Source organism: Anatilimnocola aggregata (assembly GCF_007747655.1).
Lineage (GTDB): Bacteria > Planctomycetota > Planctomycetia > Pirellulales > Pirellulaceae > Anatilimnocola > Anatilimnocola aggregata.
Genome location: NZ_CP036274.1, coordinates 8772214 through 8788456 on the forward strand (window position 1 = coordinate 8772214; position 16243 = coordinate 8788456).

Sequence of the window (16243 nt, forward strand, 5' to 3'; positions counted from 1 at the left end):
TTGTGGTTCGTTCTATTCCCGAACAAGAGGCACCCTAATGTCAAACACGGAATTCGACCCCAAAGATGTGTTTGTGCAGGCGCTGCGATTCGACATTACAGTCGATGTTTTGGCTAGGCACATGGTTGCAACCTGGAGTTCTGGGCATGGGGTAACAAGATCGCTCAACAACGGACTGCTGGTCACTCAGTTTCCGCCAACAAAGCACGCCCCCACGTTGATTCCGTCTTTCGTGTGTGAATCATTCGCAATCGAGCTGTACTTCAAATCAATTATGTATTTAGAGAAAATCGCCGTACCCCAAAAGCATCTTCTTACGATCCTTTTCGATCATCTTCCGCAGGTCTGGCAGGGCCGAATATCGGATGCCTTTGACAAACAGATGCAACGGGCTGTTAACGCAACGTCTACCGCAAAAACACTCGCTGAGATAATTGCGGAGTCGTCGCGGGCATTTGAAATGTGGCGATATACCTATCAGGGTCAGCCACGATGCAGTTACCTCAGCATCGTCCGCTTTGCGGCCCATGACGCGATCGTTGCGTTTAAGCCAGATTGGGCCGACTTGCGCATGGACCTATGTATTCCACCCAAGCACCCAACTCCGTTGATCCCAGCACAAGTCGACGAACTTCAGTGGACTCTCGTAGTTGATAATCAACAACCAGACCCCCACCCTCCACCAAGTCCCGATCAACCAGAGAACCAATCCGAATAATTACAGCACCGATCAGCTCGCGCGGGAACGCCTCGCTTTTCTCATGGATCGCCGGTAACTTGTCGTCTACTTCTGCTTTCGATAAGTCATTCACTTTCAGTTCCCCACGTTGGGGCACTGTCCAGTTAGTCACACTTCGGAAATCTGAAGTCAGCCCATAACCCGGCAACTTCAGGAGTTAGATTCCGTGTGTGGTTCTAGTCGGACAGTACCACGCGGGTCGCTCCGTTTCGAGCCATGATGGGGAGTCATCACGATATCGCAATCGATGGGCAGCTCTGCCAGGACGTGATCGAGACCGGGAGATTCGAGGTCGCCCGGGAGAAGCACTTTTCGCCCCGCATATTGCAGCAGCACCACCAGGCTATGAGCGTTGTCGCTGCCGATCACACCTTGCGGTGTGGGATGCAAAATCTCTACATCGACGTCGTCACCCAGCTGCAGACGATCGCTCGAAGTGATCGTGCGCACCGGAACCTGAGATTTGTCGATCACGTCTTTCAGGGTGCGCACCGCAGGCTGGTCGAGCCTTTCGAACATGAATGGCGAGACGAGGATTTCGCCAACTTGATACCGCTGCAGCAAGTCGGGAACGGCGTTAAAGTGATCGGCGTCGGCATGCGAGATGACGATGCTATCGAGCCGCGTGATCCCGCGCGACCAAAGAAGTGCCGAGATCGGCCGGGCGGCTCCCACGGGCGAGCCCAGCTTGCCAGCGTCGTAGAGCAAATTGCGCCCGTCGCTCGTTTCGACCAAAACGCTCGTGCCGTGCCCCACGGCGACAAACGTGCAGCGAAGTCCAGCCTGCTCGTTCGTCCCCAGGTTTGGCAACGGCGACGTCGACAGAAACAGGCCCGCGGCAAACCAGCTAATCAACAGGGTCATTCCCCAGAAGCGTCTCGATTTCCATTGCGGCAGGAAGGCCCAGGCCAGAAAAACCGTATAGAAAACAGCTACCCACCACCAAGGCGGCGGTGGCGACCAGACATGGTTTCCCCACGGTCGCTGCCCCTGGGCGATGCAGTACTCGATCGCCCAAAGATTCGCGTCGCACACGCTGCCCAGAAGTTGCCCCAGGGGAGGAACGAGTGGCCCCACAATCAGCACCGCGAAGCCGGTGTACATCGCCAGCGTGATGGGAATCCATACGACGATGCTGAGCAATAGAGCGATTGGCGAAATGAGGCTGTATGGTACTGTCCGACGACTGTGGATATAGCCGGCGAAATCTTGCCAGCCTGATTCTACGCGCTAGCGTTGGAGTATGCCAAAACCAACCAGCCCTTCCGAATTCGTCCAACTTCGCAACCGCGCACGCGAGCGCCGAGACAATGCCATCGCGCAGATTCGCAGCGAGTACGAAGAGACCCTAGCCACGATTGCCGACCTAGAGCAGCGACTACTAGGCCGCGCGATCCCCGATAAAGCCACGCTCACGAGTGCCGTGGAAAGCGTCATCCCACGCGACGAGCAGTTCACCATTGCCGACGTGATGCGTGCGCTGGAGTCGCAAGACCCTGGGCGAGTCTGGCCGAAGGCGAGCGTACATCGGCACATCACGAAGCTACGCGAGCTTGGATTGATTCGCCGCGTGCGCCGGCACAACGTCAACCAGCCGGCTATCTACATTCGCAGCGACGACGCGAAGCCAACACCGAACGATAAGGCACTGCGGGAAGTGATTGCGGAAGTTGTTAACAAGCCCATGCGCACGGCGGAAGTGGTAGCGGCAGTGCTAGAGACTGGTTGGCAGACCCAGATGATTCCGGCCCACTTCCGCACGCACGTTAAGGCGAAGCTGCGGCAGGCGGGGTTCAGGGAGGTGAGTGGGAAGTGGGGGAAAGGCTAAAGACGAAAAGCCAGTGTACGGACTGTACATTAGGGCGAGAACGCGATTGTGGCGTTCTTGGCTTGTGGCGTTTAACCGCTTTTCTTTTCTAGGACAACTCCCTACACTAGGTATAGTGCTTGCATCTTCGCGCGAGCACTGTGGATTCTTCAGCAGGCAGGGAGCCAAATATGCAGTTCGAAGCTCTCGAAAAACTAGACGCCGAAATTGAAAAGGTAGCGGCACGGTTAGAGACGCTAAAGCAGTTACGCGACACTCTTCGCAACCCCGATGCACTTGAGGCGTTGACGTGGTTGTTCAATCCAGCTGAAGCTGCGTTCGCCGCGGATCAGGACAGGATTCCAGGCACGATAACCACACCGCAAAAACAAAAGCGACGTCGCCGCTCTGGGCTACTCGAACAGATCAAAGCCTTGATCTTGGATGGGGGCAATGAATGGGCGTCGGTGCAGGAGATCGCCGCCAAGGCAGACTTGCCGCAAATCACCGTTCGCGACGTTATCTACAAGCGAGCGTCGGACCAGTTTGAGAAGAAGACTGGTCCTGGGCGTTCAGTGGCGTTTCGCGTGAAGCCAGCGGAGCAAAGTGCATGAAGCACAAAAACTCCTTGGATACGCGAGGTAAGCCAAGGAGTTTTTTCAGTTTCCCCTCGCAAGCTGTCGTCACGCCCACGTTACGCCCTGGAAAGTTTGGCGTGGAGTGATGACCCATCAGGTGAGGAAAAACCTGAATGTGTACGTTTCTGTTGAACGGAATGTTGGAATCGTGGGAAGGCTGGAAAGTTCGGTTGGGCCGGAAACGGCTCACTCGGCTTTTTGGTCTTGGCCAGTGCATTAAGCACTAGCCGATTCCTGGTTCGGCTGTCGTTGTCGCGGCAGCCGAACTTTTCTTTACACTGGAAATCCTAGGGAATGTTTTCGTCTTGTCTAGGGTTCCTAGATAACCATTTTCACCAAAAGTTAGCCACCACAATGGAAATCACCCACTCTCACCTGGAGAGCAGCCCGCGCATTGGCCGCGCAGTCGCCTTATAAACGACCCTAGGGTGCCGTTATCGGCTGGGTTCGATTCCCCTTCTCTCCGCTAGGACTTCTTGCCTAGCAACCAGCGAATAGCCTCTGCGAATGCCTGAGAGCGGTTCCAGCCCTCTTTCTCACGCAACTCGTCCAGTTGGACTACCAGCTCGTTCGGCACAGTCACCGTTACAGCCACCGATTTCTCGCTGGGGTCTTTTTCCTTGCGCCCAGCGCCAGCACGTTTTCCGCCGTGGGTTTTCTTTTTCCCCATCCCTGAATCCTTGAAAAAAATAAGAGTGAAATCATGTTGACAGCCATCTTGATTTTAATATAATCAGATTCAACGAGGCCTGCAAGCCCAAGAAAAAAGCCCAGCAACGGACTGCAATCCGAAGCTGGGCCGAATCACAACCCGACGTTTCCGCCGAATCGCGACCTAGTAACTCAGATTCTAGCGGAAGTGTCCCAAAGACGGAACACTTCGATGATCGCCATAACCTGCAAGCACGAACAACTAGTCAAGCGTGGTAAAGATGCTCGCGGCAATCAACGCTTCAAGTGCTGCAGCTGCGGCGCTTCAGTTGTTCGCCACGAAGGTGGCAAGCCTCTCGGCAACATGCGTCTTGAAATGGCGAAAGCAATCATCGTTCTCAAGTTGCTGCTGGAAGGCATGAGCATTCGCGCTTGCGAACGTATCACCAGCGTGAATCGCGATACGATCTGCGACCTGGTTCTAACGCTCGGCCAGAAGTGCGATACGTTCCTTGAGAACACCGTTCAAGGCGTGCAAGCCAAGTACATCGAGCTTGATGAAATCTGGGCATTCTCTGGATGCAAGGCGAAGACCGCGAAGGAAAAAAACTACGGTCCTGAAATGGGAGACGTGTGGACGTGGTTCGCGATTGATGCCCAATCGAAAATGATTCTCTCGCACAAGACTGGCAAACGCGATCAAGTTACTGGCGATGAATTCCTTCGCCGCCTGAACAATGCGACCGTTGGCCGCACGCAAGTTACGAGCGATGGCTTCAGCGCCTACACCTACGGCGTGCCGAGTGCGATGGGTTCGCGGGTAGACTTCGCTCAGCTGATTAAGCACTACGCTGGCTCGCAGAACGAAACCCGCTACAGCCCGGCTCAGATAGTGGGGACCGAAGTTGTGCCACGTTTCGGCAACCCCGATGAAGCGCACGTCAGCACGAGCTACAGCGAACGATTGAACCTCTCGGTGCGCATGCACAATCGTCGCCTGACTCGCTTGACGAATGCCCACAGCAAGAGCGCCGAACACCACAGCGCGATGCTGAGTATCTTCACCGCGTTCTACAACTACTGCCGCAAGCACGAATCGTGCGGCAAGGGAAAGCAAACGCCAGCGATGGCTGCAGGGCTGACCGACCATGTGTGGTCGGTCAAGGAGTTGCTGGAAGCAGCGGCTTAGATCAGTACAATGAAAAAGCCGCGAGGGGCAAACTCGCGGCTTTCTTTGCTGAGCCGATGGCCCAACGTGTCGTTACGTTCATGGTACACCCCTCGGCTGCACTGTCAACCGAGAGAGTAACATGGAAATCGTCACCGCAATTCTTCACTGGCTACCACAGGTGCCATTCGTGCCACTCGCAACCCTACTCGCTTCGATTGTTGCGATTGCAATTTGGGATAGCCTTGCAAAGCCACTTGGCATCGAGCAGCAGCGATGGATTCCGGCTGCTGTCGGCTTCGTGTCGTCTATACTTGTGATCGCACAGGCGATGCACCTTGTTTGGGAAATAACTAAGGCGCAGTGGAATAAGTTGTGCGAGAAAAAGGCGTTTCGCGAGCGATTCGCTGACCTGTCGTATGTAGAGAAACGATTGCTTTTTGAACACTTCGTAAGGCCGGGCCGCAGGCATACATGTGCGGGATTGGATCTCGAAATGCTGCAGCAGTACATCAAGGAGGGCTGGATTATTGCCGCCATTGGGAATCCTCACGAAGACTACATCAACTGCTCACTGAGGCGCGATGTTTTCGAATATCTCTGCAAGAACCGCAACCTTGTTGAGATACCAGCCTCCACTTAGGGAAAGTACCGACAAGAAAACTGTTCACTTCACCCCCCAAGAATTCCGCGATTCGCCGCAAGTGACTAAGCCGGCGCGGGTTCGGTTTTCATATCCACAGTGTTCGGACAGTACCGGCTGTATTGCAGCCACACCAGCGGCATGGTCACCGTCCAAACGATCACACCTGTCAGCCAGACGCGCCAGACTTCGCCGGTGAATGCACGAGTCAATCGAATCGGCCAAGGACGCGAGCTGGCGATGAGTTGATCGAGGGGATCGCCAATGACGGGCTTCGACAGCCACGACGAAAACAGAATCATGGCGGCCACAGAGAGAAACGACAATTGCGACCCAGCTTGAAAAAGCGATGCCGGATTCAGCGCCAGAACGACGAGCCCCGCAAAGGCCAGCGCGTTGTAGCCCAGTGCTTGTCGTCCGCGGAGGGCGGCCAGGCAAGCTGTCACCACCAGGATGGTAGAGCGAACAATCGGCGGCTGCGAATCGGTAAGCAAGCAGTAGAGGCTAACGAGCACAATCGCCGCGTAGAGCATGAACTGACGACCAAAGAGGCCGGTGCGAAACAGTAGCCAAAAACCATAAGCGAGAATGCCTACATGCAAACCCGAAATAGAAAGTACGTGGATCGTCCCCGTGACGAGAAAGCCTTCGTTACGTTCCGGGTCGAGTTGTTCGCGCGCACCCAGGAGTAATGCGGCGGCCAGCGTCGAACGTTGATAGCTGATGTGTTGGCGGAGGATGCCGTTGCCCGATTCGCGCAGGCGCGAGAGCCACATTCGCCAGGACCAAATCGAGCCGCGTTCGACTACGGTCACACTTTCGGGAAAAAGTCCGCGCAGGCGGCAAAAGACTCGGCGGCTCCGCTCGTAGGCTGCATAGTCAAACTCGCCCGGATTGAGCGGTTCCATCGGTTGGCTGGAAAGGACCAGCATGCGGACGCGATCGCCGGCCCGCACACCGAGCAGATGGCCGTCGACGTCGAGCATGGCATAGCCACTGGCAGGCCGCCAGGTCGCTCCTTCCCGCACGCTCGTTAACCACACGAGAAGTTCCGTTTCGTCTCCTTTGGGAATAGATCGCATCGCATGCAGCGGCGGCGCCGGTGACCAGCGAGGCGAAGTGATCGCTACTCCTTCGCAGGCCAGCGGGCGAATCTCTTCGGTCACGCACAGGCCCACTTCGTCGTGCTGTACGAGTCGCCAATAGTCGTGATGCCACGCGCCACCCGCTGCGGCGACGGCCAGCAGCAAAACATAAGTCGCGATCAACTGCCGCCTACGAAACCACAGCGCACACCAAGTGGCGAGCGCCAGACAGGCAGTGAGGTACCAGACCGTTGGCGCAAGTGGCCAGTAGCGATCGCTGACCATGCCCGTTCCGCAGGCAACTAAGAGCAAGAGGCACGGGTGATAGACTGCCCGGCGCGGGTCGGCATTCGTGAAGGCTGCAACTTCGCTTGTCATTTGCCGCGGGTCACAGCGGGTGCAGGAAGATCCTTAGTGCCCCATTTTTAACCCGAGGATTCACTAGCTGCAAAGACTTTTAGCGCGCTATCGAATTGTCCGCAGAAGGCGTCGCCATCAGGAAGTTGGCGCAGTCGCTGCTTGCACCGTTCGAGTTCATCGGTCGCGGTTTGTCGATCTGCCGAGGCCTTATCAGCGGCCACGACCCTGACCACAATCGCAAAACCCTGGGCGAGGAGCGCTTCAGCAGGAGTGTTCGCAACGGTTGCATACCTTTCGGCAGCAGCAAATGAATCGCGGGCTGCAGCGAGCTGCTTCGCTGCCAGTTGCTGGGCTCCGAGCATCCAGTGCGCTCGACTGAGCGGGAGATCTCCCTTTTTCAGTTCCAAGGCCAATCGCAGGTTCGCTTTCGCAGCATCAAGTCCCATCAGCATATCGGCGGCACCGATCTCGATCCCCGGTTCATCCCAGCCGCGCCAGGTGAAGGAGGCGAGATTGTAGGTCAGTGCTTTGGCCGAACTGCGGAGGTCACTCGCCACTGCTTCATTCGTCTCGGCGGCAGTCAGGGCGAACTGGGCTCCGGCGCGACCAAAGGCGAGTGCCAGGGGCAAATCTTTTTCCTGCCAATACAAGTGCAGCATCGTCTCGCTGAAGAGCTTAGCGGCGGCAATGGGATCGGCCTGCCGCGAAAGATATGCGAGGGCGGCGAAGGTATCCTGCTCGCGGGCCACGCGAATAGCTTCGTCTTTGGTGAGGGCGATCATGGCAGGTGTCGCTAGGAATGAAGTGAAGGCTAGGCAGCCCACTTCTCCCGGCGGGCAACCTGCGCCAGCGGGTCGGCGAAGCCGAGGGCTGCATAAAAACTGGCGATTTCATTCAGCGGTAAGCGTACTTGATGTTCGCGGCCGAGTGAACCATCAGCGGAGAGGACCACATCGGCCCCCTTATTCGCCGCGTTCACCTGTCCCGCCGCATCGCCGGCAATCAGCACCCGGCAATCGCAGTGGCGGGTGAATCGCCCCTCGCGCGCCAGAGCCATTTCCAGATCCACGCGCTGGCTACTATCGCGCACGATGGCGAACTCCGCTGCTTGTACCCAGCGGCGAGCGTCGGCGAAGTCTGCTGCGGTGCCATTCAATCGCACCGTCACTTGGTTCGCACTGCGGTCACTCAGACCGGCGAGGCATTTCGTCAGCCGAATCTTGCGCGTGAAGTATCTGTAATTCTCACCCTCTTTGTACTTTTGCTGCTTGCCGTCAGCTGGCGGATGCCACAGGTGGTAGGTCCGCGTGCGGTGCAGAATGTAATCGACTTTCATGCCTAGCGCGCGGAGTCGCATGCCCAGATCGTCGTCTTCTTTGCCCCACGCTTTGAAGCGCTGGTCGTAGCCATTCACGCGCAGGTAGTCAGCCTTCGCGATGCCCATATTACCGCCCCGTAGCGCCGGCTTGCGCGAGTTGCCGAGGGCCCGATGAAACCAGGCCTTCCATTGCATCATGGTCAATTTGCGCAGCTCACTTTTCGGCACCCACTTTAGATACTCTTTGCTGCGAATTGCATCGACGGTCACTTGCTGCGAGGTGGGTTCGTCCAGCCGCACACAGTAGGTGTTCGTCACGCAGTTCTGCCGCCAGCTTTTGAGATGCTGCTCGACGTGATCGGGCTCGACCAGGCAGTCGCCGTCAAGAAAAACAATGTGGGGAGCAGTGGCCAATCGCACGCCTTGATTTCGGGTGCGCGAAAGTTGAAAGCCATCGTGAGGGAGTGTGGTGTATTTGACGGGAAACGATCCCCGCGCAGCGAACCGGGCAACGACTTCCGGCGTCTCATCGGTCGAACCGTCATCGGAGACGACCACTTCCATTTGACTAGCCACGGTCTGCATTTCGACAGCAGCTAGCACCCGCCGCAAGTGCTCGGGCATTTGATAGGTGGTGACGACAACCGTAACAGCGGGCGAAGACATGGCACTTCCTTGTGCGTGCGTCCAGACATTGCAGGCGCGCAAACCTGCGGCCAGTATGTGTTAGCCCGCCATTGATTTTGGGTCAATGTCAGTCGCCAGCGGGCCGAGCAAAAACAGCATCCTGAGTCAGCCATGAGCCTTGAAATTCGCGATTTTCGACCGGCAGACCTCGAACCGCTCCGCTGGATCTATCTGCGCTCGCGGGCTGAAGCGTTTGTGTGGCTCGAACCGAATTCGCTGCTACTACAGGACTTCGACGTGGCCACCCAAGAGGAGCCGATTCTGGTTGCCGAACAGGCTGGGACGATTGCCGGGTTCGTCTCGTGGTGGCCGCCGGAGAATTTCATCCACAACCTGTTTATCGATCCAGCCTTCACCCGGCAGGGTATCGGTCGGGCACTGCTAGTCGAATGCTTAACCCGAATTGGCCGGCCCGCGACGCTGAAATGCGTGCAGCAGAACGCGAATGCCTGCGCGTTCTATCGCGCGCTAGGTTGGACGATTGCCGCCGAAGGAACCGGCGACCACGGAGCGTACTTCCTGATGCGGAAGGACGCGGAAAAATGAGTGGCTCCTCAGTCACGGAGTGACTGAACTACGGTGAGCAACGGGCTACCACTTCAGCGATTCGGTGTTCACCCGCACGCCGTAGCTTTTCAGTTCATCGAGTTGCTTCGTTTTGGCGGCATCGCTCAGTGGGTTGTCACCCAGGTACAACTTCCAGAAGGGAGCGAACCGCTTCTGCCCTTCGAAGTCCTTCTTGGCCATGCCGACCAGGACAGAAAGATCGCTCACCTTGTTGTAGTTGAGAAACAGGAACTTCCACTCGGTCAGCCCGGCCAGCGGCGAAAGGTCCGAAATGTTCGTGTTCCGCAGGTCGAGTCGTTCGAGGTCCTTCAGTTCAGCCAGCGGCTTGAAATCGGTGATTGGGTTGCCATCGAGATAGAGCGAGTAGATCTTCTTGCACTCGACCAGCGGCGAAATGTCTTTGATCTTATTGTTCGAGGCGTACAGGTTCCGCAGGGCACCGATCTTCTTCAGCGGGGCGAGGTCTTCGATCTGGTTGTTGGCGATCTTCAGGAATTGAATGCCGGTCAGATCGGCCAAGGGTTCGATGCTGACGATCTTGTTCTTGTCCAGATTCAGTGACTGAATATTCTTCAGTTCCTTGAGCGGGGTCAGGTCGACGATCGCGTTATTCTCCAGCAGCACTTCGGCTAGGCTGCGGCACTTTTCAAGGCCGGCGAGATTCTCGATCTTCTTGCCGGTTCCATCGAGCCGCGCGATGTTCTGCACGTCAGCTTCGACGAGCGGCATCGTGTTGTTCCGCTTCTCGAACACCTGCTCGCGCACGGCCGCTTCCAGGTTCTTATCGGGAAATAGATCGGCAGCGAGCGAAAAAGTGGGCAATGCCAGGCAGCAAACGGCGCAGATCGCAGAAATGAATCGCGGCATGGTAACGACCTTGGAGAGGCGGGTGGGACAACTTGCAGGACGAATCGGAAGCTCACAGCATACTTAGCGGCGAGCCTCTCTTCCACCCTGCCGTGGCATCGGCTGCCAGCCTGTGAATCACCGCAAGCATGACAGGCTAGTGTGCCTGTCCCACGGTTAGATCAATTCTTTGATCGGCTTGACGCTGGGGTCGACGAGGTATTGCGGCCGGCCGCGGAAGTCGAAGAGGCGCGGGGCAGTGGCGAGGTTGATCCCCAGATTGCGATAGAGCGTCGCATGCACTTCTTCGAAGGTCACTGGGCGCGAAGCTGGTTCGCCACCGAGCCGGTCGGTCTCGCCGATTACCTGGCCGGTCTTCATGCCGCCGCCCGCGAGCAGGGCACAGCTGACGCGGGGCCAGTGATCGCGACCGACATCTTTGTTGATCTTGGGAGTGCGACCAAATTCGCCCCAGGCCACGACGGAGCAATTATCGGCCAGGCCCCGTTCGTGCAAGTCTTCGACGAGGGCCGATACCGCTTGATCGAAGATTGGCAGTTCCCCCTTGGCGTTCTTGAAGTTGCCGCCGTGCCAATCCCAAAAGCTGTAATTGATGGTCACCACGCGCACACCGGCTTCGACCAGGCGGCGAGCGAGCAGCAGATTCTGCGGTACGCGCGGGGCACCATCACCCTTGGCGCGGGTCGGATCGTAATAGCCGTAGCGAGCGCGGGTCTTCTCATCTTCCTTGGTGATATCGAGGGCATCGAACAGCTGCGAGGACGTGAGAATGCCCATCGCCCGCTGCGTGAAGACATCGAGCCCGTCCATCGAACGCGAGTTGTCCCACTGGCGACGGAAGTTATCGACATTGGTCAGCAGATTGCGGCGGTCGTCGAGCCGCGAAGCGTCGATTCCCTGCAGCACCAGATCGTCGCGACCTTCACCCATCGGGCGGAACGCCGAGTGACCGAGACCGAGGAAGCCGCCGTGCGGTTCGTTATACGGTTTGTGTTGAGTCTGATAACAGAGGCTGACGAACGGCGGCACGCCGGGTTGCGTTGGTCCTTGCAGGCGCGAAACGGACGAACCGACATGCGGCCAGCCACCAGCTGCTGGATTCGAGCTTAAGTGACCCGTATAGCATTGATAGCCGGCGTGCTCGTCGCGGGCACCAACGATGGTCCGAATCGGCACCAACTTGTCCATGATGCGAGCCATGTTCGGCATCAGCTCGCAGATTTCGATGCCGGGGACATTGGTCTTGATGGGATCGAACTCGCCCCGAACCTCGGCGGGGGCATCGATCTTGATGTCGTACATGTCTTGATGCGGCGGCCCACCGCAGCAGTAGATCATGATGACCGACTTATGACCTGACTTGGTCTGACCAGCTTGGGACTGCCCCGCTTGAGCTTCAAGCTCCAGCAGATTCGCCAACGACAAACCACCGAGCCCGAGCGCGCCGATTTGCAGAAAGCTGCGCCGCGATTGGCCGTTGCAAAGTTTGGCCTGACGAGGGCCGGCGAGATTCAGCATGGCAAACATCCTAGGCAGCAGCGGGCGTGCGGGCGGCGGGAACACGAACAGGCGGGAAATTTGGGGGTCTACTTCATCTATCGTCGTCTTTGGCCTGTTTCGTTGCAAGTGCGACGCATTTTGACAGAATGACAAATCATCGGGCATTCAGTCGGCGAATGAACCCAAGTCTTGCCGGCATTCTCCGAATACTCCGTTAAGAAATGCTGTGTAAGATCGATACCTGTGTCCTGATCAGCGTAGTTTTCCGAGGCTTGAATGCCCAAAATTGGTTGCGGCGGCATCTTCTCCATTCTGTTCGCAACTTACTGGTGCGGAATTACATTCCTCGCCGATGGCCTTTTTATCTCAATCGCGGTTCAACAACTGCATAGGGAGCGGTACTCTGTTACGCAGGGTACGGTCACCTACTCCAACGTGAAGGTCGAAAGCGATGGCGAAGTGACCTCCTATCGTCCTGAAGTCCGCTTTCGGTTCCAGGTCGCAGACAAGGAATACGAGGGGAGGCAGATTCGCTACGACTACTCAGTAACTCGCAAGGATCGTGCTTACGAAGTAATCAGCAATTATCCGATCCTGAAGACCGTCACTGTCTACTACTATCCTGACGCCCCTGCAGACGCGGTGCTGGAGAAAGACCTGGAAATTGCTGGTTTCTATGGTTTGCTGTTCTTAACCCCATTTAACGCTATCTCACTTGGATTCATCGGCAGCGCCATCGGCGGATGGCGCGCCCAGCGCCTCGGTCAACCGTTAACCGGAGTTTCGGTCCAAAGTAACGGCCTGAATACGGTTATTCGCATCTACAAACACAGTCCCATCTTGTCCGCGTTCGCAGCTTGGGGTGGGGTCGGTTTTCTGATGATCTTCGGCGTGAACCTGCTGGACTTAGTCATCTCACTTGAATCGGCGGTCATTTTGGGCTGGCTTGTCACACTGGCAGCACCGCTGATTGCCTGGTGGCAAGCGTCAAAGCACTACTTGCAAATTCGCCATGATATGTTGCGCGGCATGATCGAAATCCGCGAAACGGATGGCAGAGTCTCGCTGCTCGTCGACAAAGACCTGCAACCCGCACGCTATTCTCGCAGCCTGACGACTGATAACGATGGCGAAAAAAGTGGATGGTTTACCGTGGAACTGCCGTTTTGCGATCCGGCAACCAACGACGTCCGCACGTTAACTTTGCCGGAACAAACAAGCCAGGAAGATGCCGAACGCTTTGTCCGCTGGCTTAATGGCCAATTGAGAATTGGCGACACACTAACGTAAGCCCGCTCCCCGCATGAGGCGGTCGGTAGCTTGATACGCCTCCGTCACCCATTCCGTGATCTTCTCCGGCTCCGGGGAATATTCGAGTTCAATGCTAATGGCCCCGTCGATGTTCAGGTCTTTAATTTCACGCAGGTAGGGCTCGAATGGCACCACACCGCGGCCGGGAGGGAGGTCGCCGTGCTTTTTGCCGTCGCAATCGCTGATGTGGACGTGAATCGCCCGCCCTTTGAGTCGCCGCAGTTCTTCCGGCGCGACATTGGCCAAGACCAGGTGTGAAATATCGATGTTCGCCTGCACCGCCGGATGCCCGCAGTCGTCAAGAAAGCGGACCATGTTCTCGACGTTGTTCAGCAGGGACAAGTGAAACGGCTCCAGTTCGAGCGCGATTTGCAAATCGAGATCGGCCGCATAATCCCCCAACTGCTGGCAAGTCTCGACGGCAAACTTCCATTGCTCGGCGGGCGGAATCACTTCCTGATTCCAAATGTATTCTCCCAGCACCAGCAGCACGTTGCGGGCTTCGTACTCGTAAGCGAGGTCGAGATACTCCTGCACGCGGTCGATGTGAAACCGCCGCACGCTGGGGTTGAAGTCGATCAGTCCCACAGCCACACAGGCTATCGACACGATCGGCAACTGCAGGCGGTCACACTCGCGCTTGATGAGGAGCCGCTCGCGAATATCGATATCGAGCGGGTCGACGAAAATATCGACGCTGTCGAAGCCCAGTTCCTTCGTCTTCCGCAGGCCATACTCCGTAGGCTGATTCGCCTGCACCCACGCCGAATTGATCAAGCCCAGCTTCATGGTTTGTTCGCCGTTTTAGACATTGGAAAGAACGTTCGCGACGGCTGATGATAGTGGCAACTTTTAACTGTCGCTATCACGACACCCGCCAACATGACCGAGAATCGATATACTTACTACTTCACGATTCAAGCCACTCGCTGAAAGCCCTCCGTTGCCAGACGCTACTCCACTCCTGCCCGAACCAGCGCTGCTGGACTACGCCTGGCTTTGTGTGACTGCTGCCCTTGCCGGGGGAGTGAACGCGCTGGCCGGTGGTGGCACGCTGCTGACGTTTCCTGCCCTGTTCGCTGCGCTCGGGCCGGCGAATGCCGTGATGGCGAATGGCACTAGCACGGTGGCTCTGGCTCCAGCTTCGTTCAGTAGTGCCTGGGCCTATCGCAACGAACTGGCCAAGGAGGCCCGTTGGCTCAAACTGCTCATTCTGCCGAGTCTTATCGGCGGCGTGATCGGCACGTTGCTCGTCACGCGTTTGCCCGATCACTACTTCAAAACGCTCGTTCCCTGGCTCATCCTGCTGGCCTCCATACTCTTTGCCCTGCAACCACTGCTGGCGAAAAAGAAGGTTAACCTTGCTCCCGACGAAATCGAACCGCAGCCGAAACCGGAGTCGTTCCTGCAGCTGGCGGCGATTGTCTTTTTCCAACTGCTGATTGCCATTTATGGCGGCTATTTCGGCGCTGGCATTGGCATCCTTATGCTCACCGGACTGGGCATGATGGGGCTGAAGAACATGCACGAGATGAACGCCATCAAGACCGTGCTTGCGGGCTGCATTAACGGCACGTCGGTCGTGATCTTCGTCTCGGAGGGCAAAGTGAACTGGCCCATCGCGCTAATCATGATGGTCGCGGCGATTCTCGGTGGCTATTTCGCTGCCAGTTATGGCCGCCGCCTGAAGCCCATCTACATTCGCTGGTTCGTCATCACCATGGGCTTTGTCCTCTCTGCCTATTTCTTCTACGGCCAGTGGCAGAAGGCAAAAGAACCAGCCGAAGTGCCCGCCAAGCAGGAAGCTCGCAGCGACGCTCCAGTGAGGGCGTCGGCTTGCCTCGAAAAACCTTGGCTGTTGCTCCATGATCGGGCCACGACGTAAGTCGCGCGGCAGTCACAACGGGGGGTGTCCAACAATGGTTCGATAGTTGGACACTAATGCGCGCCATTCCCGAGAGATATGGCAGGTACTGTCCAACAATTCCATCCAAATATGGACACTTTGGCTGGAATCAGAACTGGCATTCACAATGTTACGTCGCGCGCGGTACCGCTTGCAGGAGGGCCGTGCGAACGGCCTGGCGAACTGCAGCGAGCGCGGTTCGAACGGTCGGATCGGGGTGTTCGAACCAGCGGCTGCGGAGCATGAAATAGCGATGGCGCGCACCGGGGACGATTTGTAGGTGACCGCTGGGGGCGGCCAGCAAGGGGGCGTCGGTGGCATTCACCACGCGGTCGAGTTCGCCCAGGATTTGGAAGATGGCGGGTCGCGGTTGTGAGGGGTTCGGCATGGTGGGCGAGGACTGTTGCAACTCAACGAGCCACGGCGACGGCTTCAACCCTGCCAATGCCAGCCGACCAATGCGCAGCCAACCGAGCGAGCACCGATCGAGAAACGACCAGTCTCCCATTTGCCGCCCCGCGGAGGTGGCTAAACGTTGCAGTCGCGTGGCTGGCAACAGACCGCGGTCGTCGCTGGCCAGCAGCAGGGCTCGTTCGAGTTTCGCGAACCAAGGCTTCTCCCGCGCGAGTTGCAATAGTCGTAGTGCCAGGAGCCCGCCGAAGCTATGACTGACCAGTTGGAGTGAGTCGTATTCACTTTGCCGAGTCAGTTCGTCGATCTGGCCGATGATCTCGCGGACGATGGCATCTGGATCGCGCGGCGACCAGAATGTGGCCAGATACCAGACTGGAAGTAAGTCGCGCGCAGCAAAGCGAGGAGAAAGCGTGTCATCGATCAGCGTGAGAAGGTCTTGGTATTGCTCCAGACGGGGCCAACCGCTGAAGAGCCCCGGCACAAACACCACGAGGCACCTGGGAACGGTGTCAGCCGTATCGCCACGCCGATTCAGGCGGCCAAATTGCCAGGGCGCGGCGGTCGTCATGAGGGGCGGCTGGC

At 57.3% G+C, this 16243-nt stretch carries 17 protein-coding genes; 8 read left to right on the forward strand and 9 right to left on the reverse strand.

What is annotated here, in order from left to right:
- Window positions 1–37 precede the first annotated feature (37 nt).
- Entirely contained in the window at window positions 38–718 is a 681-nt protein-coding gene (locus tag ETAA8_RS33350) for a hypothetical protein (RefSeq protein WP_145099516.1), read from the forward strand.
- Window positions 719–889: 171 nt separating this feature from the next.
- Here the strand turns inward: ETAA8_RS33350 and ETAA8_RS33355 are convergent, their stop codons facing one another.
- The gene (locus tag ETAA8_RS33355) at window positions 890–1882 is read right to left on the reverse strand and encodes a ComEC/Rec2 family competence protein (protein ID WP_145099519.1); all 993 of its coding nucleotides are present in this window, start codon (window positions 1880–1882) and stop codon (window positions 890–892) included.
- Between the two features lie 100 nt (window positions 1883–1982).
- On the opposite strand from ETAA8_RS33355, the gene ETAA8_RS33360 reads away from it, so the two are divergent.
- On the forward strand, window positions 1983–2567 hold the full coding sequence (locus ETAA8_RS33360) for a helix-turn-helix domain-containing protein (RefSeq protein WP_145099522.1): 585 nt from the start codon (window positions 1983–1985) through the stop codon (window positions 2565–2567).
- 170 nt (window positions 2568–2737) lie between these two features.
- Window positions 2738–3160: a hypothetical protein gene (locus ETAA8_RS33365; RefSeq protein WP_145099525.1), complete on the forward strand. Its 423-nt coding sequence runs from the start codon at window positions 2738–2740 to the stop codon at window positions 3158–3160.
- Window positions 3161–3650: 490 nt separating this feature from the next.
- On the opposite strand, the gene ETAA8_RS33370 is transcribed toward ETAA8_RS33365, so the two are convergent.
- A complete protein-coding gene (locus tag ETAA8_RS33370) occupies window positions 3651–3854 on the reverse strand; it encodes a ribbon-helix-helix domain-containing protein (RefSeq protein WP_145099528.1) in 204 nt (67 codons plus the stop codon).
- 213 nt (window positions 3855–4067) lie between these two features.
- Between ETAA8_RS33370 and ETAA8_RS33375 the strand changes: the two genes are divergently transcribed.
- Window positions 4068–5024, forward strand: coding sequence for an IS1/IS1595 family N-terminal zinc-binding domain-containing protein (locus ETAA8_RS33375; RefSeq protein WP_145099531.1), 957 nt, complete (start codon window positions 4068–4070; stop codon window positions 5022–5024).
- Window positions 5025–5145: 121 nt separating this feature from the next.
- Window positions 5146–5646 (forward strand): hypothetical protein, encoded by a 501-nt coding sequence (locus ETAA8_RS33380; RefSeq protein ID WP_145099534.1) that lies wholly within the window; start codon window positions 5146–5148, stop codon window positions 5644–5646.
- Window positions 5647–5711: 65 nt separating this feature from the next.
- Here ETAA8_RS33380 and ETAA8_RS33385 read toward each other — a convergent pair whose 3' ends face one another.
- Genes ETAA8_RS33385 through ETAA8_RS33395 form a run of 3 tightly spaced genes read right to left on the reverse strand, consistent with a single transcriptional unit; the run spans window position 5712 to window position 9075 of the window.
- Window positions 5712–7109, reverse strand: coding sequence for a ComEC/Rec2 family competence protein (locus ETAA8_RS33385; protein ID WP_145099537.1), 1398 nt, complete (start codon window positions 7107–7109; stop codon window positions 5712–5714).
- Between the two features lie 47 nt (window positions 7110–7156).
- Window positions 7157–7873, reverse strand: coding sequence for a hypothetical protein (locus ETAA8_RS33390; RefSeq protein ID WP_145099540.1), 717 nt, complete (start codon window positions 7871–7873; stop codon window positions 7157–7159).
- Between the two features lie 29 nt (window positions 7874–7902).
- Window positions 7903–9075, reverse strand: a complete 1173-nt coding sequence (locus tag ETAA8_RS33395) for a glycosyltransferase (protein ID WP_145099543.1) — start codon at window positions 9073–9075, stop codon at window positions 7903–7905.
- Window positions 9076–9207: 132 nt separating this feature from the next.
- Between ETAA8_RS33395 and ETAA8_RS33400 the strand changes: the two genes are divergently transcribed.
- A complete protein-coding gene (locus ETAA8_RS33400) occupies window positions 9208–9642 on the forward strand; it encodes a GNAT family N-acetyltransferase (protein ID WP_145099546.1) in 435 nt (144 codons plus the stop codon).
- Window positions 9643–9687: 45 nt separating this feature from the next.
- Here ETAA8_RS33400 and ETAA8_RS33405 read toward each other — a convergent pair whose 3' ends face one another.
- Together ETAA8_RS33405 and ETAA8_RS33410 are read right to left on the reverse strand one after the other, a co-directional pair.
- Window positions 9688–10530, reverse strand: coding sequence for a leucine-rich repeat domain-containing protein (locus ETAA8_RS33405; protein ID WP_145099549.1), 843 nt, complete (start codon window positions 10528–10530; stop codon window positions 9688–9690).
- Between the two features lie 156 nt (window positions 10531–10686).
- Entirely contained in the window at window positions 10687–12048 is a 1362-nt protein-coding gene (locus ETAA8_RS33410; RefSeq protein WP_145099552.1) for a DUF1501 domain-containing protein, read from the reverse strand.
- Between the two features lie 258 nt (window positions 12049–12306).
- Between ETAA8_RS33410 and ETAA8_RS33415 the strand changes: the two genes are divergently transcribed.
- On the forward strand, window positions 12307–13320 hold the full coding sequence (locus ETAA8_RS33415) for a DUF3592 domain-containing protein (RefSeq protein ID WP_145099555.1): 1014 nt from the start codon (window positions 12307–12309) through the stop codon (window positions 13318–13320).
- Here ETAA8_RS33415 and ETAA8_RS33420 read toward each other — a convergent pair.
- On the reverse strand, window positions 13312–14130 hold the full coding sequence (locus ETAA8_RS33420; RefSeq protein WP_145099558.1) for a sugar phosphate isomerase/epimerase family protein: 819 nt from the start codon (window positions 14128–14130) through the stop codon (window positions 13312–13314). The two genes, ETAA8_RS33415 and ETAA8_RS33420, sit on opposite strands and share 9 nt — an antisense overlap.
- 154 nt (window positions 14131–14284) lie before the next feature.
- Here ETAA8_RS33420 and ETAA8_RS33425 point away from each other — a divergent pair, with 154 nt between their 5' ends.
- Window positions 14285–15226, forward strand: coding sequence for a sulfite exporter TauE/SafE family protein (locus ETAA8_RS33425; RefSeq protein ID WP_202921429.1), 942 nt, complete (start codon window positions 14285–14287; stop codon window positions 15224–15226).
- A gap of 151 nt (window positions 15227–15377) precedes the next feature.
- Here the strand turns inward: ETAA8_RS33425 and ETAA8_RS33430 are convergent, their stop codons facing one another.
- Window positions 15378–16229 carry an alpha/beta fold hydrolase gene (locus ETAA8_RS33430; protein ID WP_145099561.1) on the reverse strand — a complete coding sequence of 284 codons (852 nt, stop codon included), beginning with the start codon at window positions 16227–16229 and terminating at the stop codon, window positions 15378–15380.
- Between the last annotated feature and the right edge of the window lie 14 nt (window positions 16230–16243).